Raw genomic sequence first — 25,694 nt, forward strand, 5'->3', positions numbered from 1 at the left:
GCGTCCCGCCTACGGCCCGGCAATGTGGGACAGCGGACAGCCGGCAGCGCGCTGCTTCGTCATGGCGTCCTCGTCGGGTGCCCGCCGGGCGCAGAATCTCGTGCGGGTACTTCCCTTGGACCGTCGGCTGAAGTGACTGACGCGAAGAGCATCCCAGTCGAGCGCGCATCGCGGCCAAGCTCACTCGCACTACTGCGGGCTGCGCACATCGGACCAACCGTGGCCGTCACGGTGCTGGCGGCACTGCTTGCAACCGCCGCCGAGCCCAACGCTTCCACCGCGTTCCTGGTGACCGCGGCGGTCCTCACCGGGCAGCTGACGATCGGCTGGGCCAACGACCTGCTCGACCGCGAACGCGACACGCACAGCGGGCGCAGCGACAAGCCGCTGGCCACTGGCGAACTGCGCCCAGGGCTCGTCCAGGTGAGTCTGGTCCTGGCCGGCGCCGCGTGCGTCGTGCTGTCGTTCTCCGTGGGCTGGCGCAGTGCCGTGGTCCATCTGCTCCTCGGGGTGGCAGCTGGGCACGCCTACAACCTGGGGCTGAAGTCCACCGTGGTGTCGTGGGTGCCCTATGCATTCGCCTTCGGCACCCTGCCGGCGGTCGTCACCCTCGCTGGCACCCCGCCCGAGTGGCCGCCGTGGTGGCTGATGACTGCGGCCGCGACGCTGGGCGTCGCCGCGCACTTCTTGAACACCCTCCCGGACTTCGAGGACGACGCCGCCACCGGAGTCCGTGGGTTGCCCCATCGGCTGGGCCAGACGGCCTCGCGCGTGGTCGCGACCACGCTGCTCGTGACAGCTTCCGCGACGGCGATCCTGGGTCCAGGCTCCCTGTCCACCTGGAGCTGGGTCGCCCTGGCCACGACCGCAGGACTAGCGGCTGTCGCCCTGATCGGGCCAGGCAAGGTGCCGTTCTACGCGGCTGTCGTCATCGCCTTCCTCGATGTCGCGCTGCTGACGGTGATGACCTGATGCGCTATGACCTCGCCATCGTCGGCGCCGGACCGGCCGGTGCCGCCACTGCCATCGGCGCCCTGCGAGCCGACCCCTCGCTCTCGGTGGCGTTGATCGACCGAGCCGACTTCCCACGTGACAAGACCTGCGGCGACGGCATCGCCCCCCATGTGGTCGACCTGCTCACCGCAGTCGGTGTCACCAACCTGATGGAAGACCAGGTCCCGGTTCGACGTCTCCGGCTCACCAGGCGGGGCCTCAGCGTGGACCGAGCGATGGCACGTCCGGCCTGGGTCGTGCCGCGGACCGTCTTCGACCACCGACTGGTCCTGGAGGCATGCTCCAGGGGTGCCGATCTCGTCCGCCACCGGGTGCGTCATCTCGAGGAGGGCGCGAACTCGGTCGTCCTGGACGATGCTTTCGAGGCCAGTGTGCTCGTAGGCGCCGACGGTGCGCATTCGGTCGTCCGACGGGCCGTCGGCGCCGGCGGCGGGCCGATGGCGGTGGCGATCCGTGGCTACGCGCCCACCTGCCAGGACCGCGCGGGAGCCCAGGTCATCGTCTTCGGGACGCAACGCCAGCCGTCGTACGCCTGGTCCTTCGACCGCGGGGACGGCACCTCCAACATCGGGTACGGCGAGATGCAGACCCGTCGTGGGGGGCGGCCGAGCCGTGCCCTGCTCCTGGAGCAGCTGGAGACGCTGCTTCCCGGCTCGACGATCGGGGGGCGCGGGTGGCGGGGACACCACCTGGCGCTCTCGACCTGGCGAGGTCCCCATCGAGGTGGCGGGCGTCTGCTGTTGGCAGGTGACGCCGCCGGACTCGTGAACCCCATGACCGGTGAGGGCATCTTCTACGCCGTGGCCACCGGCCTGCATGCCGGACGAGCGGCTGCGGAAGCCCTGGCAGCCGACGGTGGCGCAAGCGCTGCGCGTCGGCAGGCGAAGCTCGACCAGGCATTGCTCGCGGGACACCTCCGGCACACGGATCTCGCCGCCAGGCTGTGTCGCTCGGGCGCGGTGCTCGACGCCGGGCTGCGGGCAGCCGCTGCAGACCAGCGCGTGTTCGACGACCTGGTCGAGCTCGGGCTCGCACGGGGCCGCATCAGCGCCACCATGGCCTTCGGCCTGCTCAAGGCCGCGCCACGCGTACTGACCAACCGACCTTGCAGCAGCGACCACGTCGAGGAGACACGAGCATGCAGATCCTGAGCGTCCGGGGGGTCCTCCCCGAAAACCGTTACCAGCAGTCCCAGATCACCACAGCGTTCACAGAGACGATGCTCAACGGTGCCGTCGACCGGACGGTTGTCGAACGGCTCCACCGCAACGCGGGAGTCGAGTCCCGACACCTCGCTCTGCCGCTCGAGCGATACGCCGAGCTGCGCGACTTCGGCGAGTCCAACGACGCCTTCATCGAGGTGGGAGTCGAGCTCGGAGCGCAGGCCGTGACCGAGGCGCTCAAAGCCGCTGGGCTCACCCCGGGGGACGTCGACCTCATCGTGTCGGCCACCGTGACCGGCCTGGCCGTCCCATCGCTGGAGGCGCGCGTCGCGTCGGTCATCGGGATGCGACCGGACGTGGTCCGAATGCCGCTGGTGGGCTTGGGCTGCGTGGCCGGCGCCGCAGGGGTCGCCCGCCTGCACGACTACCTGGTGGGCCACCCGGACAAAGTTGCCGTGCTGATGTCCGTCGAGCTGTGCTCCCTGACCTTGCAGCGCAACGACGCCTCGATCCCGAACCTGGTGGCCAGTGGGCTGTTCGGGGACGGTGCCGCGGCCGTGGTGGCGGTGGGCGCTGACCGAGCAGCCGAGGTGGCCTCCGACCCATGCTCGCCCCGGCCCGAGGTCCTGGCCAGCCGCAGCAGGCTCTACCCCGATTCCGAGCGCACGATGGGCTGGGACGTCGGCGCCACCGGGCTGAAGATCGTGCTGGACGCCAAGGTGCCTGACCTGGTGCGCACCTACGTGGGCGAGGACGTGCAGGACTTTCTCGCCGACCACGGGCTCGGTCACGCGGACATCGAGTGGTACGTCGCCCATCCGGGAGGCCCGAAAGTGCTGGAGGCGCTCGAGACCGCCCTCGACGTCAGCCGGGACGCTCTGCAGCTCACCTGGGACTCACTCGCGCGCATCGGCAACCTTTCCTCCGCCTCGGTCCTCAACGTCCTCGCAGACACCCTCGCAACCCGGCCCCCGCGGCCCGGTTCCTACGGCCTGATGCTCGCGATGGGGCCCGGATTCTGCTCCGAGCTCGTCCTGCTCCGCGCGCCGGAGGAGGTCGCCGCATGAGCGGGGTGCTGTTCACCGTCCTCATCGGAGCGGTGGCAGTGGAGCGGCTGGCCGAGCTCGTCGTCTCCAAGCGCAACGCTGCGTGGAGCTTCGAGCGCGGTGCGGTCGAGACCGGGCAGAGGCACTACCTCGCGATGGTGATCCTGCACTCTGGGCTGCTGGTGGGAGCACTCGTCGAGGTCTGGGTGCTCAGGCCGGACTTCGAGCCGGCCCTGGGCTATCTGATGCTGGTCGTCGTGGTGGGGTCGCAGGCGTTGCGGTGGTGGTGCATCCAGACCCTCGGACGTCGCTGGAACACCCGGGTGATCGTCGTGCCGGGGCTACCGCTCGTGACGGGCGGTCCATACCGTCTGACGTCGCACCCCAACTACGTCGCGGTCGTCGCGGAGGGGCTAGCGCTTCCGCTGGTGCACTCGGCGTGGATCACCGCGGTCGTCTTCACAGTCTGCAACGCCATCCTGCTCGCGGTGCGACTGCGGGTGGAGAACGAGGCGCTGGTCGCTGCTGCACCACGGTCCCAAGGCGCACACACGTGACGGACCTGCTGGTCGCTGGCGGCGGACCCGCGGGGCTGGCGGCAGGGCTGTACGCCGCACGGGCAGGGCTGAAAGTGACCGTTCGGGACCCGCGGGGCAGCGTGATCGACAAGGCCTGCGGCGAAGGACTCATGCCGGGTGCGCTCGCGGCCCTGCTTGGCCTCGGCATCGACCCCCCAGGTCACGAACTGCACGGCATCCGCTACGTCGCCGGTGAGCGAGCCGCCGCGGCCAACTTCCGGAACGGTCCCGGCCGAGGCGTGCGGCGCACGAGCTTGCACGCGAGCATGCGCGAAGCCGCCGTCCACGCCGGCGTGGTCATCGAGCAGAGCACCGTGACCGACGTGGTGCAGGACGACTCCGGTGTGGTCGTGGACGGGACCCGGGCACGGTTCCTGATTGTCGCCGACGGGCTGCACTCACCCTTGAGGCGGTCCCTTGGCCTGGAGACGCGACCCGCGTTGCTCCGTCGCTACGGACTGCGTCGTCATTTCGCCATGGCTCCCTGGACGAGCCACGTCGAGGTGCACTGGTCCGACTCGACCGAGGCCTACGTGACCCCCGTCGGTCCGAATCTCGTGGGGGTCGCGATGCTCACCTCGACCCGTGGGTCCTTCGACTCCCATCTGGCCCAGTTCCCCGCCCTCGGGTCCAAGTTGTCGGGACACGAGGGCGGTGCGGTCATGGGCGCCGGCCCGTTGCGGCAACGGGCAACCCGCCGCGTGCACGGACGATCGCTGCTCGTGGGAGACGCCGGAGGGTACGTCGACGCGCTGACGGGCGAGGGAATCGCACTTGCCCTGGCCCAGGCGCGATCCGCCGTGCGCGCCATCGCTGACGATGCCCCGGGACGATACGAGCACGAGTGGCACGCCATTACGCGCCGCTACCGACTGATCACCGCTGGACTGCTGGGAGCCACCCGCGTGCCTCCGGTCCGTCGCGCGCTGGTGCCTGCCGCGGCTCTTCTTCCCGGTGTGTTCACGGCGGCTGTCGACGCCCTTGCGAAGCCGGCATGAGCGCGGCGCCCGAAATGGTCGTCCTGGTGGACGACAGTGGCAAAGCGATCGGCACCGCCCCGAAGGCGACCGTCCACCACCGCCAGACTCCGCTCCACCTGGCGTTCTCCTGCTACATCTTCGACCACCAGAATCGCCTGCTGCTCACCCAACGGGCGCTGGTCAAACCGACTTGGCCCGGGGCCTGGACGAACAGCTTCTGCGGTCACCCCACCCCTTCGGAGGACATCTTCGAGGCCGTCAGGCGACGCGCCCGCCAGGAGCTGGGGATCACTCTCGACCATCTGCAGCTCACTTTGCCGAAGTTCCGCTACGAGGCCACGATGGCCAACGGCACGCGCGAGAACGAGCTGTGTCCGGTGTTCACGGCCACGACACCGGACGCGGTGCTGCCGGAACCCTCCGAGGTCGCGGACCTCAGGTGGGCCGACTGGAACGCCTTCCGCGACGAGGTACTGGAAGGACGCCGCGCGATCTCCCCGTGGAGTCTCCAGCAGGTGACCCACCTCGCAGCGCACGAGACCGGCACCGGGTTCGAGACGGCACCGACGTCAGACCTGCCCCTCGCGGCCAGGACACCCGAATCCACCACGAAACTGCGGTATCCGGAGCCCACAGATGAGTTCCGGACACCGCCTGTCTAGTGTCGGCTACTTGACCTCGGATCGGCGCAGGGAGAGCAGCCCGACGACGAGGGGAATGACGATCCAGATCATCGTGGTCGAGCCGAGCATCGCCCACTCCTTACCGGTGTTCATGGCGCCCTCGAGGAGCGCCACCTGCGTCTCGTTCCAGTCGATCCACGGCTGCAGGTCCTCGAACCACGGGCGCACCTGGGCCAGGAGGACGAGGACGCCCGGCAGGACCAGGGAGACGAGGAAGTAGCCCACGATCGCTGCCACGGAGCTGCGCAGCACGACACCGAGGGTGAAGCCGATGGCCATGCCGATCAGGTTGAAGAGCACCATCTGGGGCGCCATCGACAACGAGATGTCCCACACGGTGTCGACGCCGGCGAGCGCGGAGCCGGCCACGTTGCCGAGGGCGCCGATGGCGAAGGCGGCGGCCACGGAGCCGAGGCCCACCAGGAGGGTCGCGATCGCCTTGGCGCCGATCACGCGTCCGCGGCTCGGCACCAGCGTGAACGTGGTGAGCCCACTGCGCTGGCTCCACTCATTGGTGACGGCCAGGATCGCGATCATCGGCAAGATCAGCGACATCGGGAACCCGCTCGCCCTCGTGAAACTCTCGTAGGTGATGTCACGGTCGGGAGCGAAGACGAGGACCGACCCGGCCGCGATGGGCGTCAGGAAGCCGATGCTGACGAGCAGCCAGAAGCCCGAGCGGGTGTTGAACATCTTGCGCAGCTCGACCGTGACCAGCCGGGTGGTCGGGATGGGAGGGGCGGTCCCGCGGACGGGGGCGGCCTCGTTGGTGTCAGGGGGGACGATCGTGGCGGTCATGCGGCAACTCCTTCGCGTTGGGTGTCGGCAGTGAGCGACAGGAACATGTCTTCGAGCCCGGCGCCCTCGGCGGACCGGAGCTCGGTGAGGGCGATGCCGGCGGTCAGCGCCACGGCCCCGACCCGAGCAGGGTCGGCATCGGTGCGGACCGAGCCGTCTCCGGCGAGTGTGCTGGTGATGCCGGCCTGCTCGAGTGCGTGAGTGAGGTCGCTCGGTGACGTCGACCGGGCGAGCGTCCCGGCGGCTGCGAGGAGCTCGTCCTTGCTGCCGGACGCGACGATCTTGCCGTTGCCGATCACGACCAGGTCATCGGCGACGACCTCGATCTCGTGCAGCAGGTGCGAGGACAACAGGACGGTGCCGCCCTGGCTGGCGAAGCCCGTCAGCAGGTCGCGCATCCACCGGATCCCGGCGGGGTCGAGTCCGTTGGCGGGCTCGTCGAGGATCAGCACCCGGGGGTCCGCGAGGAGTGCGGTGCCGATGCCCAGTCGCTGGCGCATGCCGAGGGAGTAGTTGCGCACGCGGCGCTTGGCCTCCGGTGATGTCAGGCTGACGAGGTCGAGCATCTCGTCGACGCGGCGGCGGGGCAGACCCATGGTGTCTGCGGCGATCGTGAGGATCTCGCGTCCGGTGCGACCGGCGTGCTGGGCGGAGGCGTCCAGGAGGACGCCCACCTCGAGGCCGGGGTTGGGGAGGTCGGCGAACCGTTCTCCGTTGATGGTCGCGGTGCCGGACGTCGGGACGGTCAGTCCGACCATCATTCGCATCGTGGTGGACTTGCCGGCGCCGTTGGGGCCGAGGAAGCCGGTGACGCGACCGGGCAGGGCGGTGAAGGAGACGTTGTCGACGGCGGTGAAGCCGGCGTACCTCCGGGTCAGTGACTCAACAGTGATCATGTGACAACCCTCGACGGGTCGCGGCGTGCGCACATCGGCGTCGAGGCCGGACCCTCGTCCGCCGTTGGGAGGAAGGGGTCTCGTTCTTTCGGTCGGTACCCGACGCCTCTGCAGTCCCTAGGGTGGGCAGGTGACCACCGCCCTGCGCTCGCTGTGGGACGAGCCCCGCGCAGCCGCCGTTCCCGCACGGGGGTGGCGCGACTGGGTGCTGGTCGGCGCGGTGATGGTGACGGCGCTGCTCGAGGGAGTCCTCCGCGACGACGTCACCTGGCGGGTGTTCGTGACGATCGTGGTAGTCGGGCTCGCACCGGTGCTGCTGTGGCGGCGTACGCACCCGTTGACCTGCGTCGTGGTGGGCTTCGGCGTCGGTATGGCGTTGGGACTGGTGACTCTGACCAGCGGCGTCCCGGCCCTGGGCCTCGACACGATGATCTACGTCCTGGTGCTCGTCTACGCGTTGGTCCGCTGGGGCTCAGGGCGCGAGATCGTGATCGGGCTGGCGGTCGTGCTGGTCGCTGGGGTGATCGGCACGTTCGCCGACTACACCGGGCCTGCCGAGCTCATCGGTGGGTTCGGCGTCCTGGTGGCCGCGGCCGCGGGCGGAGCCGCCTTCCGCTACCGCGCCGAGAGCTGGCGCCGGGCGCTGGACCAGATCCGCAGCCAGGAGCGGGTCGGCCTCGCGCGCGAGCTGCACGACATGGTCGCCCACCACGTCTCGGCGATCGCTGTGCAGGCGCAGGCGGGCCGGGCGATGGCCGGGCAGCGACCTGAGGCGGGGCTCGAGGCGTTGGCGGTCATCGAAGGTGAGGCGTCGCGGACACTCGCGGAGATGCGGGCGATGGTCAGGGTGCTGCGCGACGGAGCCCCGGCGGAGTACGCCCCCCAGTCCGGCGTCGCCGACCTGGCGTCGCTCGCCCGCCGAGACCCGATCCCGGTCGTTGACGTAGAGGTGTCGGGAGACCTGGACGAACTCCCGCCCCAGGTCGACGCGGCGGTATACCGGCTGGCCCAAGAGTCGCTGACGAACGCCCTGCGGCACGCCCGCAACGCCTCGCGGGTGGAGATCCGGGTCGTCGAGGGTGGAGGAAGGCTCCGGCTGCGCGTGACCGACGACGGACAGATCGACTCGGTGTGGCCGGCGAGCCACGGCTTCGGGCTGCTGGGGATGACCGAGCGCGTTGAGCTGCTCGGCGGCACGCTTCACGCCGGGCCGGCGCCCGAGGGCGGGTGGACGGTCGACGCCGAGCTGCCGACGAAGGTCCGCAGATGACGGTGCGAGTGCTGGTGGCCGACGACCAGGACCTGGTGCGGACCGGGCTGTCCATGATCCTTGAGGCCCAGCCCGACATCGAGGTGGTCGGCCAGGCCGCCGACGGACCTGCCGCGGTCGAGCTGGCTCGTCGGCTCCGCCCCGACGTGTGCCTGGTCGACATCCGGATGCCCGGGCTCGACGGGATCGAGGTGACCGAGCTCCTCGCCGGGCGGGGCGTCCCGGACCCGGTCGCGGTGGTGGTGATCACGACCTTCGACCTCGACGAGTACGTCCACGGCGCGCTTCGGGCCGGCGCCCGGGGCTTTCTGCTCAAGGACGCCGGGCAGGAGCTGCTCGTCCAGGCCGTGCATGCCGCCGCCGCCGGCGATGCCCTGATCGCACCGAACATCACGCGACGGCTGCTGTCCACCCTGGCCGCCAGGGAACCGTCGAATCGACGTACTCAACCGATCCAGCCGCTCACCGACCGCGAGGAGCAGGTGCTGGTGCTGGTCGCCCGCGGCCGCACGAACGCCGAGATCGCCGCCGACCTCTTCATCGGCCTGACGACCGCCAAGACCCACGTCGCGAGCCTGCTGACCAAGATCGGCGCCCGCAACAGGGTCGAGATCGCGATGTGGGCCTACGACACCGGCCGGGTCGGGGACTGAAGCCGCCGTCCGAGGACTCGGAAAAGCCGTAGCGCCGTAAAAGCAGGACTCGATGAACGCGGTCTCGTCAAGAAGATGCGCCGCCAGCCACGCATGGCGTGTGCGGTGAGAACCGTGACCGCCCGACTCACTCCCGCCGGTGGAAGCGCACCTTCCCGTTGGGCAGCCGGTGTCCAGGGTGCACACGCCTGCGGCGTCGCGGGTGCGATCACCTCGAACAGGTGCCGGCCCAGGAGGCGCAGCATCTTGGCGTCGTGATCGGCGTGGACACCCGTGCTCGGGTTGACCTGGGCCTGTCCGGGTACTGCGGCCGCATGGACGTCGAGGCTGCCTCTACCACCCGTCCGCTCGCGCTCGTCACGGGCGCCTCCAGCGGCATCGGCTACCAGCTCGCGCTGGAGCTGGCGCGACGCGACCACGACCTGCTGATCACCGCGGAGGACGCCGAGCTCGACGCCGCCGCCGCGGCGATCCGCGGGCTGGGCTGCTGGGTCGAGGCCGTCCGCTGCGACTTGCGCGAGACGGCCGGCGTGGACCAGCTGGCCGCTGCCCTCGCAGCCGTGGGCCGCCCGGTCGCGGTGGTCGCCCTCAACGCCGGGGTCGGCCGGGGTGGCGCGTTCGTCGACAACGAGCTGGCGAACGAGCTGTCGGTCATCGACCTCAACATCACCTCGACCGTCCGCCTGGCGAAGCTGGTGCTGCGCGACATGGTGAGCGTCGACGCCGGGCGGATGCTGGTCACCTCCTCGATCGCCGCCGAGATGCCCGGGTCGTTCCAAGCGGTCTACAACGCCTCGAAGGCCTTTCTCCAGTCCTTCGTCCAGGGTCTTCAGGACGAGCTGAGGAGCACCGGCGTCACCCTCACGCTGCTGATGCCGGGACCCACGGAGACCGAGTTCTTCGATCGTGCCGAGATGCAGGACACCAGGATGGGACAGTCCGACAAGGACGACCCCGCGACCGTGGCACGGCAGGGAGTGGACGCATTGTTCGCCGGCAAGGCGCGGGTCACCGGGGGTGGCGTGCGCACCCGGCTGCAGGACGCTGCCAGCAAGGTGGTGCCGGACCGGCTGAAGGCGGCCATGCACCGGGGGGCGGCGCAGCCGGGCTCAGCCGACTGAGACTGGCTCGTACGCCGGAAGGTCAGCCGGGTCAGCGCGTCGATTCCTTGTTGGCGTCGTCGACCATGCGCTGCGCGATGTCACGGATCTTGGTGTTGGAGTGCGACGACGCCCGGACCAGCAGACCGAACGCGGCGTCCTGGCTGAGGTGGTACTGCTGCATCACCATGCCCACCGCGGTGCCGATCACCGTGCGTGACGCGAGGGCCTCCTGGAGACCGGAGATCTCGGTGGTGAAACCCAACGCGATCGCGGCGTGGGAGGCGAAGAGCCGGCCGAGGCTGATGGCTCCCGGGTCGATGTCCTCGGTGGTGGTCGAGTAGACGTTGAGACCGCCGACAGTGCCCTCGGAGTCGAGGTAGAGCTTGAGGCCGAGCTGGGACCTCAGGCCGAGTTCGACGGCTCGCGGGACGTACCCCGGCCACCGCGTGTCCTGCTCGAGCCGGGGCGCCTCGACGACCCAGGCGTCGGAAGTGTCCTGGAGGCTGTCGAGACAGGGGCCCTCGCCGAGCGCGTACTGGAGCCGGTCCAGCTCCCAGACCAGCTCGTCCGTCCCGACCCGGGTCGTGACGTGTCCGTCCTTGTCCACGGTGGAGATGCCGACCGCGTCGAACCCCGGCAGGGAGTCCTTCGCCGTCTCGACGATGTTGCTCAAGTGCTCGTCCACGGTGGAGCTCGCGCGGACACTGCGGGCTGCCTGCTCGAGAGCCTCGTTGAAGTCGGTGGTCATGCGGCGTCTCTTCCGACAAATGGGTGACGTCGTGCGCCAAGGACAGGCCTGCTGATCTGACCAGCGCACCGCGGCGACCGGTGTTGAGTCGCTGAGGGCCACGCCATCGTAACGCGGAAGTCCGGCAGGGCCACCGGTCCGCTACTCACCCCGGGACGATCGCCGACCGGCGTGGACGCACCGAAGCGCCACCTCCCGCCCGCTTGCTGCCGATGGGTTCGGGGTACCGGAAGTGTTATGGCGCCCAGCGAGTCGCACAGCGATGATGCGATGCAGCCCGTTGCGGAGACGCGGGTGGCGTTGGACTGGTTGTCCTCCTGCGACCCGGACCGGCAGATGGGCACCTCGATCGCCGAGGTCGGCCGGCGGGTGCGGGAGATCGTGCCGGAGTGCTTCGCCCTCAGCGTGGGGCTCGTCGAGGACGAGCTCACCTTCACCTTCGTGGCCGAGAGCGCGGAGGACGCTGCCCTCGACGCGGTGCAGTACCTCGAGGACGGCTCCCGCGTGCAGGCCGCACGGAAGGACGCGCCGCAGGAAGATGCGCCGTCGCCGATCGACGAGACCAGCTGGCACCTCTACGCCCGAGCCGAGGAGCCGGCCGGCGTCACGACCACCCTGTCGCTACCGATCATGGAGGGCGAGAAGGTCGTTGCCGGGGTGAGTCTCTACGCCTCGCAGGCCCAGGCCTTCGACGGCCACCACGAGGAGCTCGCCGAGGCGTGCGGTGCCTGGGCGAAGGGAGTCGTGACCAACGCCGACCTGTCCTTCACCAGCCGGTTGCGTGCGGCCGCTGCTCCGGCGCGCTTGCGCGAGCAGGCGTCCATGGACGCCGCCATCGGGTTCGTCGCGGCTCGTCAGCGGGTCGACACCGCCACGGCTGCGGCTCGGATCCGGGACTCCGCGACCCACGCAGGGGTGCGGGAGTCCGACGTCGCCAGGTTCATCGTGGACGCGGATCCCACGGCAGATTCCTGACCCCGGCACAGCCCGGAGGTGTACTCTCAGCAAGCCCCAGCAGGTCCGACAAGTGGCCTCTGTGGAGGGTATGCAGCGTCAGTGACTCGACACCCTCTCTGTGCCCCTTCATCCAGTTCGGATAGCAGAGTGGACAACGTGGACGACAGAACTCTGAGCGCCGCCCTCACGCACGCCGCGCGCTCGATCGGCCAGGCAGGCACCCCCGAAGAGACGTTGCAGAACATCGCCGCGACAGCCCTGCTGTCGATCCCGGGGATCGACCACGTCGGGGTGTCGGTGATCGACGAGCACGGCGCCCCGCAGACCCGGGCCGCCACCAGCGAGCTGGTCTGGACGCTCGACGAGCTGCAGTACTCCCTGAACGAGGGACCGTGCCTGCAGGGCCTCCTGGAAGCGGAGGTGGTCGAGGCTCCCCGGATCAGCGAGGACCCTCGCTGGCCCCGCTACGTCGAGGCCGCGGTCGAGCTCGGCCTCAAGGCCCAGCTGGCCGTCAGGCTGTACGTCGACGACCAGGGCACCGTCGGTGGCCTGAACATGTACTCGACGCAGTCGGAGGACATCGACCCCCAGGCGCCGGGAATCGCTGACCTGTTCGCGACGCACGCCGCTCTGGCGCTCGGCAAGGTCAGGATCATCGACAACCTGACCGAGGCGCTGCGCACCCGCGAGGTGATCAGCCAGGCCGTGGGGCTGCTGATGGCGAGGTACCAGCTCGATCCCGACGCCGCGTTCGGCTTCCTGGTGCGCACCTCCTCGCACTCGAACACGAAGGTGCGCGACATCGCGGCCATGATGATCAAGCACCACGTGGCGCAGGTACAGCGGCCCGACTCCAAGAAGTAGTCGGGTCGGGCCGCCGCCACCTCATCAGTAGGTGAGCGTCACGCTGGCTCCGAGCTTGGCGTAGGAGGTCAGCCAGATCCTGCTGGCGCCGTGCCCGGACAGGACGTAGCCGTTGGCCGGGATCGGCAGGTTGCCGATCTGGTTGGCCACCTGCGTCACCTTGCCGTCGACCACCGCGGCCTCGTAGCCGTACTCGTTCGTCCTGGTGCTGGCGCCGTACGCCGGCGTGTAGCGGATCAGGGCGTCGGTCGACCGGTACACGTTGCTGCCGGTGATGTTCCGGGTCTGGGTGCCGATCCTGACCGCCTTGGGAGCCGTCGTGGGCGTCGCTGTCGGAGTGGGGGTGGGTGTCGGGGTGGGTGTCGGGGTGGGTGTTGGGGTGGGTGTAGGAGTCGGAGTCGGAGTCGGGGTGGGTGTCGGGGTGGGTGTCGGCGGGGGAGTCGGGGTGGGTGTCGGTGTCGACGTACGAGCCATGACTGCGCCGACGGTCTTGACCTGGGTGGACGCGGGCCGGGTGGCCAGCCAGTCCACGAACGCGGTGAAGGTCCCGAGGTCGATCGAGTTCGCCGCGCAGCCGGAGCAGATGCTGTGGAAGACCAGGGGCACCCAACCGCCCTTGTCGTTCTCGGCCTGGGTCACGTAGGTCTTCAGCATCTCCAGCGTGGTGTCGGACTGCACGGACTTGTTGGTCCGCACCTGGTAGGGATCGGCGGGCGGGATGGTCTCCGCGGTGGCGCAGGAGAGGCAGCCATAGCCGGGTGAGCGCAAGCTCCCGACACCCCGGGCGCTGTCGTAGCCGCAGTTCTTGACGATGCCCTTCACGGTCGCGTTGGTCGAACCGAAGGGATAGGCGAAGCTGGGGACGCCGCCTCCTAGCCCCGTCCGGTCGTCGCAGATCTGCCGGGTGGCCTCGGCCGTGGTCACCGTCGGGAGATCGGCGTGCGTGAGGGTGTGTCCACCGACCTCGTGCCAGGTCTTGAGGGCATCGACCTGCGCCCGGCTCATGTACGACGACGAGGTGCCGATCCGGGGGCTGTTGATGTAGAACGTGCCCTTCATGCCTCGCGCCTTCAGCACGTCCGCCGCCGGGACCTGGTTGGAGAACGTGTCGTCGAAGGTGAACGAGACCACCGTGGACTTCGTCGGGGCGGTCGGCTCGGCCGCGGCTGTCACGGCAAGTGTGGTCGTGGTCGTGTCGGTGGCCCCCGCGGTGTCGGTGACGGTCACCCTCATCTCGTAGGTGCCTGACTTCTTGAAGTGGTGGCGCACGGTGGAAGCCGGTTGGGAGAGGGTGCGGCTGCCGTCACCGAAGCTGAACTGGTAGCTGGTGATGCGCCGGTCGTCGACCGAGGACCCCGCGTCGACCACGACGTCGCCGGCGCCGCCCTTGGTCACGGTCAGGTCGGCGACCGGCGGGCGGTCCGGACCCGGTGCCGCGGCGACCACCTCGACGGTCTTCTGGGTGCTGGCTGGTCGGCCCTCGGCGTCGCGCACGGTGAGCTTGACGGTGTAGGTGCCGGGTTTGCTGTAGACGTGTGAGGCCGTCGACGGCGGCTCCGGGGGAGTCCGGCTGCCGTCGCCCCAGGAGACGCCGTAGGCGGTGATCTCCTTGTCGTCGCTCGAGCCGGACCCGTCCGCGACCACGGTCAGGGGTGCCGCGCCTTTCGGGGGGTTGAGCACCAGGTCGGCCACGGGCGCCTGGTTGGGCGTCGCCGCAGCGACGCTCTGGTCGTTGTTCATGGATCCGACGACAGGTGCAGCGATGACGAGCAGCGCAGCGACCACACCGATGTGACGCTTCATCTCTTTGTTCTCCTCCAGGGTTAACCCCCCCCGGACAGGAAGAACATTCCCATTTGTGTCCGCGTCATCCCATGCCGGGTTCCGGGTGGTCTAGAGCGTTCCACCCGGGAGGATCACAACGTGAGACAGATCCGGCTGGGGGAGTGACTCCTAGGCTCGAAGCATGGCCAACGGTGAGCACGACCGGTTCGTCCGTGCACCACTGATCGCCGGGGCCGATGCGGCGCTGAAGCTGGTGCTGCTGTGGTTCCTGGTGCTCGTGCTGATCGATCCCACCTGGGGACACCTGGACGGGAAGGCGCCCACCGCCCGTGCGCTGACCTATCCGCTGGTCGCCTTCGCGATCCCGGCGTGGTGGCTGCTCCGTCGTCCCCGCAAGCCCTACCCGTGGCTCTCGGACCTGTTGCTGACCTACCTGGGGTTCAGCGACATCCTGGGGAACCGGTTGGACCTGTACGACCGGGTCGTGTGGTTCGACGACTGGATGCACCTGAGCAACGTCACCTGCGTCTCGGCGGCCCTCGTGGTGCTGACCATGCACGGCACCACCCGCCTCGGACCGGTCGTGGAGCGCTCGGTCGCGCTCGGCATGACGGCGGCCCTGGGGTGGGAGGTGTTCGAGTACTTCTCATTCCTCACCCGGTCCTCGGAGCTGCCCATGGCGTACGCCGACACCCTCGGCGACCTGGTGATGGGCTGGTTCGGCACCCTGCTCGCGGCCCTGCTGGTGCACGCGTTCTGGAGAACGCACATGTCCGGGCGTCTGGCGTCACGATCGCTCCCGCGCTCCGTGACGACGCCGTCCGCCCGAGCCGCGATGTCCTCGGAGTCCCTCAAGGCGCGCTGGTAGAGCCCCGGGGGACGGGAGGGAAGAAGGTCCTGAATCGGCGTGCCCGTGGACCCTGCTGACCTGAGTTCCCGCGCGCCAGCATGGGAGGAACCCGGCGAGAGGATCCCGCGATGTCGGATCGCGACCCCGTCCTGGTGGGTGTGGACGGTTCCGAACCGGTCACCGCAGCCATCCAGTACGCCGCCCAGGAGGCCCAGCGCCAGGGAGCCACGCTCGAGCTGGTGCACGTCGTCCCCCGGCACCTGCCGCTCGCACCCATCCGTGGGGTGTCGGCCGCAGAACTCGACGAGATGGGCCACCGGATCCTGGCTGCGGCCACGGAGCGGGCACGGTCGTTGCTGGGCCCTGACCGCGTCGCCACCTCCCTGCACCACGGCACCCGGGTCTCCACCCTGCTCGAGCTCGCCGAGCACGCGCGACTCGTCGTCCTGGGCGCCGGGCAGCGACCAGCACTGGAGAGGCTGCTGACCGGCTCCACGCTGACCGGCATCGCCTCCCGGGCCACGGCCCCGGTGGTGGCGGTGCCGGCCACCTGGGTCCCGGGGGAGGAGCGCCACCGCGTCGTGGCGGGGGTGAAGTCGACCCAGCACTCGCCCGAGCTGATCCGCCGTGCACTGGAGGTCGCCGACGAACGGGACGCCGCGCTCGTGCTGGTGCACGCGTGGGAGCTGCCGGGGGAGTACGACGACCTCGTCTCCGGTCGCGTGGAGCAGGACGAGTGGAGGCGACGTGCGGAGGAGATGGTCCAGCACAGCCTCGAGGAGCTGCGCGAGGAGTTCCCCACCACGCCGGTCGAGGTCCGCGTCGTCCACGGCCAGCCGGCCCGGGCGCTGCAGGCCGCGTGTGCCGAGGCCGACCTGCTGATGCTGGCACGGCGCCACCGGGGAGTCCCGGTCGGTCACCTGGGTGGGACGGGGCGCGCGCTGCTGCGGGCGGCGCCGTGTCCGGTCCAGGTGGTCCCACCTGCCGACGTGCCCGTGGACCTGGAGGGCCTGGTCCTGGAGCGGGACGGGCACGTGGAGAAGTGACTGTCCCGGTCGTAGCCGTCGCTCGGTGGCCGACCGGGTGACCCAGCCACTCGCCCCGGCCGGCCTGACGACGGCCGAGGTGACGGCCCGCCGCAACCGCGACGGGACCAACGAGGTGCCTGCGCCGCGTGGCACCCCCGCCTGGCGGCAGCTGCTGGCCCAGCTGACCCACTTCTTCGCACTCATGCTGTGGGTGGCGGCACTGCTGGCGCTGGTGGCCGGGATGGCCTCGCTCGCGGTGGCGATCGTGGTGATCGTGCTCCTGAACGGTGTCTTCGCCTTCGCCCAGGAGCGCAAGGCCGACACCGCGGCCGCTGAGCTGGGCTCGATGGTCCCGGCGTCCGCGCGGGTGCGGCGCGACGGTGAGGAGACCACGGTCGAGGTCGCCGAGCTGGTCCGCGGCGACGTGGTCATCCTCGAGGCGGGCGACCGTGTGGGCGCGGACCTGTGCCTCCTGGAGGCGCACGACCTCACCCTGGACGAGTCGATGCTGACCGGGGAGAGCGTCCCCGTCCCGCGCAGTGTGGGCGAGGAGGTGTTCACCGGGACCTTCGCCGTGCAGGGGGATGCCACAGGCGTCGTGGTCGCGACCGGCACCCACACCCGGCTGGCCGGCATCTCTGCACTGACCACGCAGGCGAGCCGTCCACCGAGCCCGCTCAACGTGCAGCTGCACAGGCTCGTCCTGGTCGTCGCCGTCGTGGCAGTCTCGGTCGGGATGGTGCTCAGTGCCACGGCACTGGCCCTGGACTCGAGCATCACGGCCGCACTGCTGCTCGGGGTAGGGGTGATGGTGGCCCTGGTGCCTGAGGGCCTGTTGCCGACGGTCACGCTCTCGCTGGCCCGCGGCGCACAGCGCATGGCCCGCGTCAACGCCCTGGTGAGGCGGCTCGACGCGGTCGAGACGCTGGGCGCCACCACCTTCATCTGCACCGACAAGACCGGCACGCTGACGCGCAACGAGATGGCCGTGGTGGAGGGGTGGACCCCTGCAGGCCCCTTCCAGGTCAGTGGCGTGGGCTACGACCCGCAGGGGGAGGTGCGGGGCGAGGGCGACGCGGTCGCCGGCGCGGCCACGGCGGCCGCGGGAGCCACCGGGTGCATCACCGGGGGGAGCGTCCTGCGCGAGGGCAGCTGGACCGCCGAGGGCGACCCGATGGATGCCGCGCTGGACACGTTCGCCCGGCGGCTGCGCCTCGCGCCCCAGGACCGGCCCGCGTCGAGTGCACGCCTGCCCTTCACCTCCACGACCATGTCGAGCGCTGCGGCGCTGGGAGGAACGGGCTACGTGATGGGAGCGCCCGAGGGCGTCCTCGGCCGCTGCACCGGCATCGCCAGCGACAGCGAGGAGTGGTCGCGCCTGGCGGAGATGTCCGGGCGGGGCCTGCGGGTGCTCGCGGTTGCCCGCACCGGGACCGCCGAGCCCGTCAGTACCGAGGCCGAGCTGGCCTCCGCGGTCCAGGAGCCGCTGACGCTGCTGGCACTGATCGCCATCCAGGACCCTCCCCGCGACGAGGTGCCTGCGGCGATCGCGTCCTGCCACGGGGCCGGGATCAGGGTCGCGATGATCACCGGGGACAGCACGACGACCGGAGAGGCGGTCGGTCGCCAGGTCGGTGTGCTGGGGCCCCAGGGCGTGGTGGTGCTCGGGTCCGACCTGCCGGGGACCGACGAGGCCCTCGCGGAGCTGCTGGACGTGCCGGACGGTGCCGTGGTGGCCCGGGTGACGCCGGCCGACAAGCTGCGGATCGCGCGGGCGCTGCGCACGCGGGGACACGTGGTGGCGATGACCGGCGACGGCGTGAACGATGCCGCTGCGTTGCGCGAGGCCGACGTCGGCGTCGCCATGGGGAGGTCAGGCAGCGACGTGGCCCGTCAGGCCGCCGACCTCGTCCTGCTCGACGACAGCTTCGCCTCCGTCCCGATGGCGATCGCCCTGGGGCGCGGCACCTTCGCGAACATCCGGCGGTTCCTGACCTTCCACCTCACCGACAACGTCGCCCAGCTGGTCCCGTTCGCTGTCTGGGCGATCACGGGGAACGACATCCCCCTGGCGATCGGTGTCCTCCAGGTCCTGGCCCTGGACATCGGCACCGACATGCTCCCGGCGCTGGCGCTGGGGGTGGAGCCCGCCGACGACCACACCATGCAGGACCCCCGACGGACCGGGGACGTGGTCGACGGGCGGCTGCTGCGGCGCGCGCTGCTGGTGCTGGGGCCGACGGAGGCGACCGTGTCCATGGTCGCCTTCCTGACCATCCTGGTCACGGGCGGCTGGAGCTACGGGGAGGAGCCATCCTTCTCGCTGCTCGCGGTGGCGTCCGGCTCGGCCTTCGCGGTGATCGCGGTGGCTCAGATGGCCAACGCGTTCGCCTGCCGCAGCGAGACGAGGCCCGCCTGGCGGATCGACCCTCGGCGCAACCCGCCACTGTTGTACGCGGTGCTCGTCGAGGTGGTCCTCCTCGTGGCGTTCGTGGGGATCCCCTGGCTGGCGGACCTGCTCGGGGGCACCTGGCCCTCGATGCTGGGCTGGGCATTCTGCCTGCTGGCGGCGATTGCGATGCTGCTGGTGGACGCCGTCCACAAGCGGGCTGTCGTCTGAGGCTGCCTCAGCGGCCGAGCAGCCGCCGCAGCCAGCTGTCCTGGGACGCCGTCGCGTGCGGGTGGCCGGCGCACCACTGGCCGGCCGGGACCGACGCCTTGACCTGGGCGACGTGCTGGCCGCAGCCGGCCCAGGTGGTCTTCTTGCAGGTCTTGCAGGTGGTCGGGCGACACATGTGGAGCTCCTCCTGGATACCTAGGGGGGTATAGTGAGAACGACGATAACACCCCCTGGGGTATCTTTCTCTCCTCGTGCCGCGACGCCGGCACGGGCCACACCCCGGACTACCGAAGGACTCAGCAGATGCCGCAGCTCGATCCCGAAGAGATGGGTGCGGTCATCAACCGCATCAAGCGCGCGCAGGGCCAGCTCGGTGGCGTGCTCCGGATGCTGGAGGAGGGCCGCGAGTGCGAGGACGTGGTCACCCAGCTGGCCGCCGTCTCCCGCGCCCTGGACCGTGCCGGCTTCGCCATCGTCGCCGCCGGACTCCAGCAGTGCCTGACCAGCGGTGAAGGTGTGGACAGCCTGGACGTGAAGAAGATGGAGAAGCTGTTCCTCTCCCTGGCGTGACCGCGGGTCGCTAGATGACCAGGGGACGCGAGCTCAGCGTGGTCTCCAGCTGGGGTGCCGCGGACATCAGCAGCCCGCGTCGCCACAGCCGGTGCACCAGCACACCCGCGACCAACGACCCGATGGATCCCAGGGCGAGGTCGCCCAGGGTGTCGGCGTACGCGTGCTGCTTCGCCGAGGACTTGCTGATGAAGGCGAAGTACTCCGCGATCTCCCAACCGACCGCTGCGGTGACGCCGAACGCGAGCGACCGCTCGACCACTGCGGCCAGGGTCGAGCTGTGCCGCATCGTCAACAAGATGACGGCGGCGGTGAGCAGACCCGTGTTCACCAGGTGCATCATGTCGTCGAACCACACCACCGAGTCGTACAGGTCCAGCCTGTTGCCGAGCGTGTCGGTGAAGCAGGTCGAGGTCACCATCAGGTCCGCCACCCAGGGGAACGATGCCCGGTCGCGCCAGAACACCCACCAGATCAGGGGCACGGTGAAGGACAGCGCCGGGTAGGCGACTGCGCGAAGCCCTGCGGCCTTGTCCTCGACGTTGCCCAGCTCGGGGAAGAGCAGGGAGATCACCAGCAGCACCACGAGCCCGATCTTGGCCGTGACGTCGAGTGCCGCCACCACCGGCGGAGTCGTGTGGCGCAGCGCCTCGGTCTCGTTCATCGGACGCAACGCTATGTCACCCTTCGCCAGGTTCGAGCACCAGCAGTCCTGGGGCTGGTGATGCTCGTGAGACTCGTCACGAGTTCTCGGTGTAGATGTCGGGCACGCCGTCCGCGTCGTCGTCGCGTTCCTCGTCCTCCTGGATCCGGCGGTAGACCCGGTTGCGAGAACGCAGCACCACCGTGGCGAGCAGGGCTGCGAGCAGGGAGCCCGCCAGGACCCCCACCTTCACGTGCTCGTCGGTGGCGCTGCCGGCACCGAAGGCGAGATCGCCGATCAGCAGCGAGACGGTGAACCCGATGCCGGCGAGGATCGAGACCCCGAGCACGTCCACCCAAGCCAGGTCGTCGTCGAGCCGTGCGTGGGTGAACCGCGCCATCAGGTACGTCGAGCCGAAGATCCCGAGCATCTTGCCGACCACGAGGCCGGCGACGATCCCGAGCGCGACGGGGTCGGTGAAGGCGTCCGCGAGGCCGTCGAGACCCCCCACCGTCACCCCGGCCGCGAACAGGGCGAACACCGGGACCGCGAAGCCCGAGGAGAGTGGACGGAGCAGGTGCTCGAAGTGCTCGGCCATCCCGGGCCCGGCGTCCGGGCCGCCCGCGGCGTCGCTGCGGACGACCGGGACGGTGAGCGCGAGGAGCACTCCGGCGACGGTGGCGTGCACGCCCGACGCGTGCACGAGGGCCCAGGCGGCCAGCGCGAGGGGGAGCAGCAGCCACCAGGACCGGACCCGGCGCTGGACCAGGAAGCCGAATACGGCGATCGGGACCAGGGAGAGCAGTAGCCAGACCAGCTCCAGCGAGCGGGTGTAGAACAGCGCGATGATCGTGATCGCGAGCAGGTCGTCGACCACGGCCAGGGTGAGCAGGAACGTCCGCAACGCGGCCGGCAGGTGAGTGCTGATCACGGCCAGTACGGCGACGGCGAAGGCGATGTCGGTCGCGGTCGGGATCGCCCACCCGCCCAGCGCCTCGCTGCCCGAGCCAGCGGCGAGGTTGACCGCGACGTACACCAGCGCGGGGACCGCCATGCCGCCGACCGCGGCCAGCACGGGAATGGCAGCGCGTCGGGGGTCGCGCAGGTCGCCGGCGACGAACTCGCGCTTGACCTCGAGCCCAGCCACGAAGAAGAAGATCGCCAGCAGCCCGTCCGCGGCCCAGGTGCCCAGGCTGAGGTCGAGGTGCAGTGCCGCCGGACCCACGGTGAAGTCCTTGAGGGCGGTGTAGCCCGAGGCCCACCCCGAGTTGGCCCAGACCAGAGCGACCACGGTCGCCACCAGCAACAGCGCCCCGCCCACCGTCTCGTGCCGCAACAGCGCGGTGATGCGCGAGGTCTCCGACCAGGTCCCCCGGGACAGGAGGCCTGGTCGTCGAGAGTCTGGGGCGCGTTCAGTCATGGGGTCCTTCGGGGTCGCCGGCTTCGTTGCCGACCAGACTTCCCGGCGCACCGCGTCCAACCCTACTGACCCGATTCGAGGTTCAGGCGGCCGCCTCGATCTCCTCCGGCTTCGCCCGGCCGTGCCGGGGTCCCATGGGGGCGTGGGGGCGGGCGGTCGCCCTGTTCACCCAGCGATCCACCACCAGCAGGTTCACGATCAGCCCGACCGCACCCCAGATCGCCAGGACCAGGAGGTCGCCCCAGACACCGATCCCGTCGAAGTAGGTCAGGGACCGGGCGATGTCGACCGCGGCAGGCAGCGGCAGTACGTCGGCGAGGGGCCGGAAGAACTCCGGAACCATGTAGACCGAGAGCCCACCTCCGGAGGCGGGTACGCCGGCGAGCATCACCATCACCATCACCGGGATCAGCCCACCTAGGCCGAGGCTGCGGATCACGATCGCCGAGGCCCAGGCGATCGCGAAGACGGTGAACGCGCCGTACCCGATCATCTGCAGGGCGTTGCCGTTGACCGCCCCGATGATCACGTCGAAGAGGAACCACAGCCACACCGAGATGCCCACCGACCACCCGGCCACGAACGGCAGCAGCTGACGGGTGCGGGTCAGGTCGGGAGCGCCCCCGCGCATGACGGCGAAGAACAGGAAGCCGGCCATGATCCAGCTCATCCCGACGTACATGCTGTTGGAGCTGTTCACGTCGTCGTCGCTCAACGGTGCGAGGTCCTCGACCACCAGCTCGGCGCCGCTCGCGGCGGCGACCCCCTGGAACATCTGCGTCACGGCCGACTGCTGGCTGGCGCCGGCACCCGAGGCGGTCAGCAGGGTGGGGCTCTCCCCGGCCTTCGTGGGCAGCACGTACGCCGCCACGAGGTCCTGGCTGCGGATGCCGTCGGCTGCCTCGTCGGCGGTGAAGTTCAGCTGCAGGTCGGCGTACTGGCCCAGGGTGGGCTCGACCGAGGCGGCGAACTGCACCGCCTGGGCGTTGGGAGCCACCACCGCGACCGGCATGTCGCGGACCTCCGGCTGGTGCATCGAGAGCCCCATCAGGGTGACCACGGAGACCAGGATGCTGAGTGGGAACAGCGCGGCCGCGATGACGCGGGCACGGTAGGACGCGACCGGGCCGCCCGAGAGCGAGGCGAGCGGGGCATCGCGTCCGATGTGGACGGGGCCGGCGATCACCACGTCGCCCGACTTGCGCTCCTTGGCCACCGCGAGCAGCAGTGCCACGACCAGCAACCCGGCGAGCGTCGCGACGTGCTTCCAGAACCCCTCGCCGTCGAAGTACACCGCCGAGCGCAGCGCCTCTCCGGCGGCAGGCAGCGGCAGCACGCCGTGCAGCCACTGGAAGAAGCCGGGCTGGGAGTGGATCGACATCGCCAGGTTGGAGGACGGCATCCCGAAGATGACCCACAGCAGCATCCCGAGCAGTACGGCGAACGGGCCCATCACCTTGGTGAGCAGCAGCTGTGCGACACCCACCGCGGCCACGGCAAGTGTGCCGACACCGAGGAACAGCGGGTAGTGGCCCTCGACCGCGCCCACGATCGGACCCAGGATCAACCAGATCAGCGAGCTGGTGAGTGCGCCCCAGCCGATCGCGATCGGGAAGAACTTGCGCACCCGCAGCAGGTTCGGCGTGCCCATCATCATGGTGCTGAGCGGGACGTAGCCGGCGAGCATCATCCCCATCGCCGCGAACAGCACCATCGTCCCGGAGCCGTCACCCTCGGGCAGTGGCTCCGGGTCGACCGTCTCCACCTGCCAGCCGTTCGCCGCTGCGGCGGGGCCGAGCAGCTTGTCGACCACGGTGGCCTGGGACGCGCCCGCGGCCATGGTGCGGTGCACGGTCGCCTTGCCGTCCGCGCTGTCCGGGATCGCGATGGAGCCGGCGATCTCCTGGTCGTGGACGAGGTCCTCGGCCTCGGCGGCGTCGCCGACCAGCCGCACCTCCAGGGCCCCGTCGGAGTCACGTTCCAGATCGGCGGCGAACCGCTCCGCCACTGCGCCCTGGCCCACCACCGCCACCGGCAGGTCGCGCGGGTGCGGGTTGTGCATCGTGCCCATGTACGTCGCGTACATCATCGTGATGATGATGAACGGCATCACGAACAGCGCAGCGAGACGGCCCTTGCGCTCGGCCGGCGACTCCGGCGGGGGAGGCGGGTACTTCACCGAGTAGTGGTCCGTGGGAGGAGTCAGCGAAGCAGTCGAGGTCACTCGTCGAGGCTAAGTCACATGACTTAAAATGGCGGGATCGCACTAGGGTTAGCCGGGTCACAGTCCACCGGGTGGCGTCACGAGAGGGGAGCGATGGCCCGCAACGACGGCCGGCAGAGTCTCCTCGACGCCGCCGAACGGCTCTTCGCCGAGCGCGGGATCCCGACGGTCTCCGACCGCCAGGTGGCCGAGGCTGCGGGCAACAGCAACCACTCCGCGGTGCACTACTACTTCGGCGGCCGCGAGGGACTGCTGATGGAGCTCATCGGGCGGCACCGGCAGACCCTCGAGCCGGAGTACCGGCGGATGTTCGAGGAGTCGGACTCGTTGCTCGGCGACATCCGGGCGCTGATCATCCCGCTCACGGCGAGCTTCGCCGAGCTGCCCACCCCCACCTGGCGGGCCCGGTTCCTGGACCAGGCCCTGCACGACCCGCCCACCGCGCAGCTGCTGCGCGAGCGTGGTGACCGCGAGTCGGTGGCGGCGGACGTGGTGAGGTCCGTGGTCAGGCGCCTCGCGCACCTGGACCCGCAGATCGTCGAGGGCCGGGCCCGGCTGACCACCCACGTCGTCAGCACCGCGTGCGCCGAGGTCGAGGAGCAAGCGGCCGACACCGGAGAGCCTGCGCGCTGGCACGAGGTGGGCGTGTTCCTGTGCGACGCGATCGCGGGCATGCTCCAGGCTCCGATCACCCGGCCCTAGGGAGCCCTGCGGGACCTCGGCCTCCGTGCAGGCCTGAGCCGGTTCGCCCGCGCAGGGCCAGGCACAGTGGCAGGATGCGCGACATGCCCGAGACGAGGCCTGTGCGCCCCCGCGTCCTGTTCCCCGAGATCAGCTCGCGTGCCTGGGAGCACCCCGCGGACCGCGGTGCACTGGTCGCGCTGCGCAAGCTCAAGGGCTTCGACACCGTGCTCAAGGCGCTCTCGGGGATGTTCAACGAACGGGCGGTACGCCTGCAGTTCCTCGGGTCAGGGATCCGGGTCGATGAGCGGCAGTTCCAGCGCCTGCACCTGCTGCTGGCCGACGTGGGCAGGACCCTGGACGTGGCCGAGCTGCCCGAGATGTACGTCGTGGCCGACCCGAACCTGAACGCCATGACGATCGGCATGAACAAGCCGATCGTCGTGCTCACCAGCGCGCTGGTGAACCTGCTCGACGAGGACGAGCTGCGCTTCGTGATCGCGCACGAGGTCGGTCACGCCGCGAGCGGGCACGCGGTCTACCAGACCCTGCTGCAGCGGCTGCTCGTGCTCACCGGCGTCGTGAACGCCACCGTGATCGGCGGTCTCGGCTTCCGGGTGATCGTCGCCGCGCTGATGGAGTGGTCACGCAAGGCCGAGCTCTCGGCCGACCGGGCCGGTGTGCTGGCCACCCAGGATCCCGGCGTCGCGTTCCGGGTGCACATGAAGCTGGCCAGCGGCGGCAACCTCGACGACCTCGACACCACGTCGTTCTTCGCCCAGGGCATCGAGTACGACGAGGCCGGCGACCTGCGGGAGTCGCTGCTCAAGCTGATGCTCGTGGAGAACCAGTCCCACCCGTTCGCCGTCGTCCGGGCCTGGGAGCTGCGGCGATGGGTGGAGAGCGGGGAGTACACCCGCATCCTCGGCGGCACCTACCCGCGTCGCACCGAGGACGACGGCGCCAGCATGAGCGAGTCGGCGCGCGAGGCCGCCCAGAGCTATGCCGAGTCCTTCCGCAGTACCCAGGACGCCCTGGGCCGGTTCGTGCACGAGACCGCGGGAGCGCTGGGCAGCCTCAAGGGCTGGCTCGACGAGACGCTGCGCCGACGGCCCTAAGG

Annotated in this window: 25 protein-coding genes; 17 read left to right on the top strand and 8 right to left on the bottom strand. The window is 70.2% G+C overall.

Annotated features, from left to right (window positions below):
- Positions 1-219 precede the first annotated feature (219 nt).
- Genes AC4BGB_RS00390 through idi form a run of 6 tightly spaced genes read left to right on the top strand, consistent with a single transcriptional unit; the run spans position 220 to position 5,443 of the window.
- Positions 220-972 carry a UbiA family prenyltransferase gene (locus tag AC4BGB_RS00390; RefSeq protein ID WP_490543983.1) on the top strand — a complete coding sequence of 251 codons (753 nt, stop codon included), beginning with the start codon at positions 220-222 and terminating at the stop codon, positions 970-972.
- Positions 972-2,165, top strand: coding sequence for an NAD(P)/FAD-dependent oxidoreductase (locus AC4BGB_RS00395; RefSeq protein WP_490543984.1), 1,194 nt, complete (start codon positions 972-974; stop codon positions 2,163-2,165). The genes AC4BGB_RS00390 and AC4BGB_RS00395 overlap by 1 nt, the downstream gene beginning before the upstream one ends.
- Positions 2,153-3,244 carry a type III polyketide synthase gene (locus AC4BGB_RS00400; RefSeq protein ID WP_490543985.1) on the top strand — a complete coding sequence of 364 codons (1,092 nt, stop codon included), beginning with the start codon at positions 2,153-2,155 and terminating at the stop codon, positions 3,242-3,244. Before AC4BGB_RS00395 ends, AC4BGB_RS00400 begins: the two co-directional genes overlap by 13 nt.
- On the top strand, positions 3,241-3,780 hold the full coding sequence (locus tag AC4BGB_RS00405; protein ID WP_490543986.1) for an isoprenylcysteine carboxyl methyltransferase family protein: 540 nt from the start codon (positions 3,241-3,243) through the stop codon (positions 3,778-3,780). Before AC4BGB_RS00400 ends, AC4BGB_RS00405 begins: the two co-directional genes overlap by 4 nt.
- Positions 3,777-4,799, top strand: coding sequence for an NAD(P)/FAD-dependent oxidoreductase (locus AC4BGB_RS00410; protein WP_490543987.1), 1,023 nt, complete (start codon positions 3,777-3,779; stop codon positions 4,797-4,799). Before AC4BGB_RS00405 ends, AC4BGB_RS00410 begins: the two co-directional genes overlap by 4 nt.
- Positions 4,796-5,443, top strand: coding sequence for an isopentenyl-diphosphate Delta-isomerase (gene idi / locus AC4BGB_RS00415; RefSeq protein ID WP_490543988.1), 648 nt, complete (start codon positions 4,796-4,798; stop codon positions 5,441-5,443). The genes AC4BGB_RS00410 and idi overlap by 4 nt, the downstream gene beginning before the upstream one ends.
- 6 nt (positions 5,444-5,449) lie before the next feature.
- Here the strand turns inward: idi and AC4BGB_RS00420 are convergent, their stop codons facing one another.
- Together AC4BGB_RS00420 and AC4BGB_RS00425 are read right to left on the bottom strand one after the other, a co-directional pair.
- Positions 5,450-6,262 carry an ABC transporter permease subunit gene (locus AC4BGB_RS00420; RefSeq protein WP_490543989.1) on the bottom strand — a complete coding sequence of 271 codons (813 nt, stop codon included), beginning with the start codon at positions 6,260-6,262 and terminating at the stop codon, positions 5,450-5,452.
- On the bottom strand, positions 6,259-7,158 hold the full coding sequence (locus AC4BGB_RS00425) for an ABC transporter ATP-binding protein (protein ID WP_490543990.1): 900 nt from the start codon (positions 7,156-7,158) through the stop codon (positions 6,259-6,261). The genes AC4BGB_RS00420 and AC4BGB_RS00425 overlap by 4 nt, the downstream gene beginning before the upstream one ends.
- A 130-nt stretch (positions 7,159-7,288) precedes the next feature.
- Between AC4BGB_RS00425 and AC4BGB_RS00430 the strand changes: the two genes are divergently transcribed.
- From AC4BGB_RS00430 to AC4BGB_RS00440, 3 genes are all read left to right on the top strand, one after another.
- On the top strand, positions 7,289-8,428 hold the full coding sequence (locus AC4BGB_RS00430) for a sensor histidine kinase (protein WP_490543991.1): 1,140 nt from the start codon (positions 7,289-7,291) through the stop codon (positions 8,426-8,428).
- Entirely contained in the window at positions 8,425-9,081 is a 657-nt protein-coding gene (locus tag AC4BGB_RS00435) for a response regulator (RefSeq protein ID WP_490543992.1), read from the top strand. Before AC4BGB_RS00430 ends, AC4BGB_RS00435 begins: the two co-directional genes overlap by 4 nt.
- A 314-nt stretch (positions 9,082-9,395) precedes the next feature.
- A complete protein-coding gene (locus AC4BGB_RS00440) occupies positions 9,396-10,202 on the top strand; it encodes an SDR family NAD(P)-dependent oxidoreductase (protein ID WP_490543993.1) in 807 nt (268 codons plus the stop codon).
- 31 nt (positions 10,203-10,233) lie between these two features.
- On the opposite strand, the gene AC4BGB_RS00445 is transcribed toward AC4BGB_RS00440, so the two are convergent.
- A complete protein-coding gene (locus AC4BGB_RS00445; RefSeq protein WP_490543994.1) occupies positions 10,234-10,932 on the bottom strand; it encodes a GAF and ANTAR domain-containing protein in 699 nt (232 codons plus the stop codon).
- A 270-nt stretch (positions 10,933-11,202) separates the two neighbouring features.
- On the opposite strand from AC4BGB_RS00445, the gene AC4BGB_RS00450 reads away from it, so the two are divergent.
- Entirely contained in the window at positions 11,203-11,907 is a 705-nt protein-coding gene (locus AC4BGB_RS00450) for a GAF domain-containing protein (RefSeq protein ID WP_490543995.1), read from the top strand.
- A 138-nt stretch (positions 11,908-12,045) separates the two neighbouring features.
- Positions 12,046-12,753 (top strand): GAF and ANTAR domain-containing protein, encoded by a 708-nt coding sequence (locus AC4BGB_RS00455; protein ID WP_490543996.1) that lies wholly within the window; start codon positions 12,046-12,048, stop codon positions 12,751-12,753.
- A gap of 24 nt (positions 12,754-12,777) precedes the next feature.
- Here AC4BGB_RS00455 and AC4BGB_RS00460 read toward each other — a convergent pair whose 3' ends face one another.
- Entirely contained in the window at positions 12,778-14,556 is a 1,779-nt protein-coding gene (locus AC4BGB_RS00460; RefSeq protein ID WP_490543997.1) for a PKD domain-containing protein, read from the bottom strand.
- Positions 14,557-14,719: 163 nt separating this feature from the next.
- Between AC4BGB_RS00460 and AC4BGB_RS00465 the strand changes: the two genes are divergently transcribed.
- From AC4BGB_RS00465 to AC4BGB_RS00475, 3 genes are all read left to right on the top strand, one after another.
- Positions 14,720-15,406 (top strand): DUF2238 domain-containing protein, encoded by a 687-nt coding sequence (locus AC4BGB_RS00465; RefSeq protein WP_490543998.1) that lies wholly within the window; start codon positions 14,720-14,722, stop codon positions 15,404-15,406.
- A 110-nt stretch (positions 15,407-15,516) separates the two neighbouring features.
- On the top strand, positions 15,517-16,434 hold the full coding sequence (locus tag AC4BGB_RS00470) for a universal stress protein (RefSeq protein WP_490543999.1): 918 nt from the start codon (positions 15,517-15,519) through the stop codon (positions 16,432-16,434).
- A 37-nt stretch (positions 16,435-16,471) separates the two neighbouring features.
- Complete coding sequence (locus tag AC4BGB_RS00475) at positions 16,472-19,036, top strand: cation-translocating P-type ATPase (protein ID WP_490544000.1); 2,565 nt, start codon at positions 16,472-16,474, stop codon at positions 19,034-19,036.
- Between the two features lie 7 nt (positions 19,037-19,043).
- Here the strand turns inward: AC4BGB_RS00475 and AC4BGB_RS00480 are convergent, their stop codons facing one another.
- A complete protein-coding gene (locus AC4BGB_RS00480; RefSeq protein WP_490544001.1) occupies positions 19,044-19,211 on the bottom strand; it encodes a DUF8730 family Cys-rich protein in 168 nt (55 codons plus the stop codon).
- Between the two features lie 128 nt (positions 19,212-19,339).
- Here AC4BGB_RS00480 and AC4BGB_RS00485 point away from each other — a divergent pair, with 128 nt between their 5' ends.
- Positions 19,340-19,606 (top strand): metal-sensitive transcriptional regulator, encoded by a 267-nt coding sequence (locus AC4BGB_RS00485; RefSeq protein WP_490544002.1) that lies wholly within the window; start codon positions 19,340-19,342, stop codon positions 19,604-19,606.
- A 10-nt stretch (positions 19,607-19,616) separates the two neighbouring features.
- Here AC4BGB_RS00485 and AC4BGB_RS00490 read toward each other — a convergent pair whose 3' ends face one another.
- The 3 genes from AC4BGB_RS00490 to AC4BGB_RS00500 all read right to left on the bottom strand — a co-directional run bounded on the left by AC4BGB_RS00490 (position 19,617) and on the right by AC4BGB_RS00500 (position 23,893).
- Complete coding sequence (locus AC4BGB_RS00490) at positions 19,617-20,270, bottom strand: DUF2238 domain-containing protein (RefSeq protein WP_490544003.1); 654 nt, start codon at positions 20,268-20,270, stop codon at positions 19,617-19,619.
- 76 nt (positions 20,271-20,346) lie between these two features.
- Complete coding sequence (gene nhaA / locus AC4BGB_RS00495) at positions 20,347-21,669, bottom strand: Na+/H+ antiporter NhaA (RefSeq protein ID WP_490544004.1); 1,323 nt, start codon at positions 21,667-21,669, stop codon at positions 20,347-20,349.
- 82 nt (positions 21,670-21,751) lie between these two features.
- Positions 21,752-23,893 (bottom strand): hypothetical protein, encoded by a 2,142-nt coding sequence (locus AC4BGB_RS00500; RefSeq protein ID WP_490544005.1) that lies wholly within the window; start codon positions 23,891-23,893, stop codon positions 21,752-21,754.
- Between the two features lie 93 nt (positions 23,894-23,986).
- Between AC4BGB_RS00500 and AC4BGB_RS00505 the strand changes: the two genes are divergently transcribed.
- Entirely contained in the window at positions 23,987-24,595 is a 609-nt protein-coding gene (locus tag AC4BGB_RS00505; RefSeq protein WP_490544006.1) for a TetR/AcrR family transcriptional regulator, read from the top strand.
- A 74-nt stretch (positions 24,596-24,669) separates the two neighbouring features.
- The gene (locus tag AC4BGB_RS00510; RefSeq protein ID WP_490544007.1) at positions 24,670-25,692 is read left to right on the top strand and encodes a M48 family metallopeptidase; all 1,023 of its coding nucleotides are present in this window, start codon (positions 24,670-24,672) and stop codon (positions 25,690-25,692) included.
- The last annotated feature ends 2 nt before the right edge of the window (positions 25,693-25,694 follow it).

The sequence above is a fragment of the Nocardioides sp. Z30_9 genome (assembly GCF_058215735.1).

Coding starts and splice junctions, on each gene's coding strand:
- AC4BGB_RS00425 (WP_490543990.1), bottom strand. CDS start 7,158: ATGATCACTGTTGAGTCACTGACCCGGAGGTACGCCGGCTTCACCGCC.
- nhaA (WP_490544004.1), bottom strand. CDS start 21,669: ATGACTGAACGCGCCCCAGACTCTCGACGACCAGGCCTCCTGTCCCGG.
- AC4BGB_RS00435 (WP_490543992.1), top strand. CDS start 8,425: ATGACGGTGCGAGTGCTGGTGGCCGACGACCAGGACCTGGTGCGGACC.
- AC4BGB_RS00510 (WP_490544007.1), top strand. CDS start 24,670: ATGCGCGACATGCCCGAGACGAGGCCTGTGCGCCCCCGCGTCCTGTTC.
- AC4BGB_RS00485 (WP_490544002.1), top strand. CDS start 19,340: ATGCCGCAGCTCGATCCCGAAGAGATGGGTGCGGTCATCAACCGCATC.
- AC4BGB_RS00405 (WP_490543986.1), top strand. CDS start 3,241: ATGAGCGGGGTGCTGTTCACCGTCCTCATCGGAGCGGTGGCAGTGGAG.
- AC4BGB_RS00450 (WP_490543995.1), top strand. CDS start 11,203: ATGCAGCCCGTTGCGGAGACGCGGGTGGCGTTGGACTGGTTGTCCTCC.
- AC4BGB_RS00465 (WP_490543998.1), top strand. CDS start 14,720: ATGGCCAACGGTGAGCACGACCGGTTCGTCCGTGCACCACTGATCGCC.
- AC4BGB_RS00460 (WP_490543997.1), bottom strand. CDS start 14,556: ATGAAGCGTCACATCGGTGTGGTCGCTGCGCTGCTCGTCATCGCTGCA.
- AC4BGB_RS00445 (WP_490543994.1), bottom strand. CDS start 10,932: ATGACCACCGACTTCAACGAGGCTCTCGAGCAGGCAGCCCGCAGTGTC.
- AC4BGB_RS00395 (WP_490543984.1), top strand. CDS start 972: ATGCGCTATGACCTCGCCATCGTCGGCGCCGGACCGGCCGGTGCCGCC.
- idi (WP_490543988.1), top strand. CDS start 4,796: ATGAGCGCGGCGCCCGAAATGGTCGTCCTGGTGGACGACAGTGGCAAA.
- AC4BGB_RS00480 (WP_490544001.1), bottom strand. CDS start 19,211: ATGTGTCGCCCGACCACCTGCAAGACCTGCAAGAAGACCACCTGGGCC.
- AC4BGB_RS00490 (WP_490544003.1), bottom strand. CDS start 20,270: ATGAACGAGACCGAGGCGCTGCGCCACACGACTCCGCCGGTGGTGGCG.
- AC4BGB_RS00440 (WP_490543993.1), top strand. CDS start 9,396: ATGGACGTCGAGGCTGCCTCTACCACCCGTCCGCTCGCGCTCGTCACG.
- AC4BGB_RS00400 (WP_490543985.1), top strand. CDS start 2,153: ATGCAGATCCTGAGCGTCCGGGGGGTCCTCCCCGAAAACCGTTACCAG.
- AC4BGB_RS00420 (WP_490543989.1), bottom strand. CDS start 6,262: ATGACCGCCACGATCGTCCCCCCTGACACCAACGAGGCCGCCCCCGTC.
- AC4BGB_RS00470 (WP_490543999.1), top strand. CDS start 15,517: ATGTCGGATCGCGACCCCGTCCTGGTGGGTGTGGACGGTTCCGAACCG.
- AC4BGB_RS00505 (WP_490544006.1), top strand. CDS start 23,987: ATGGCCCGCAACGACGGCCGGCAGAGTCTCCTCGACGCCGCCGAACGG.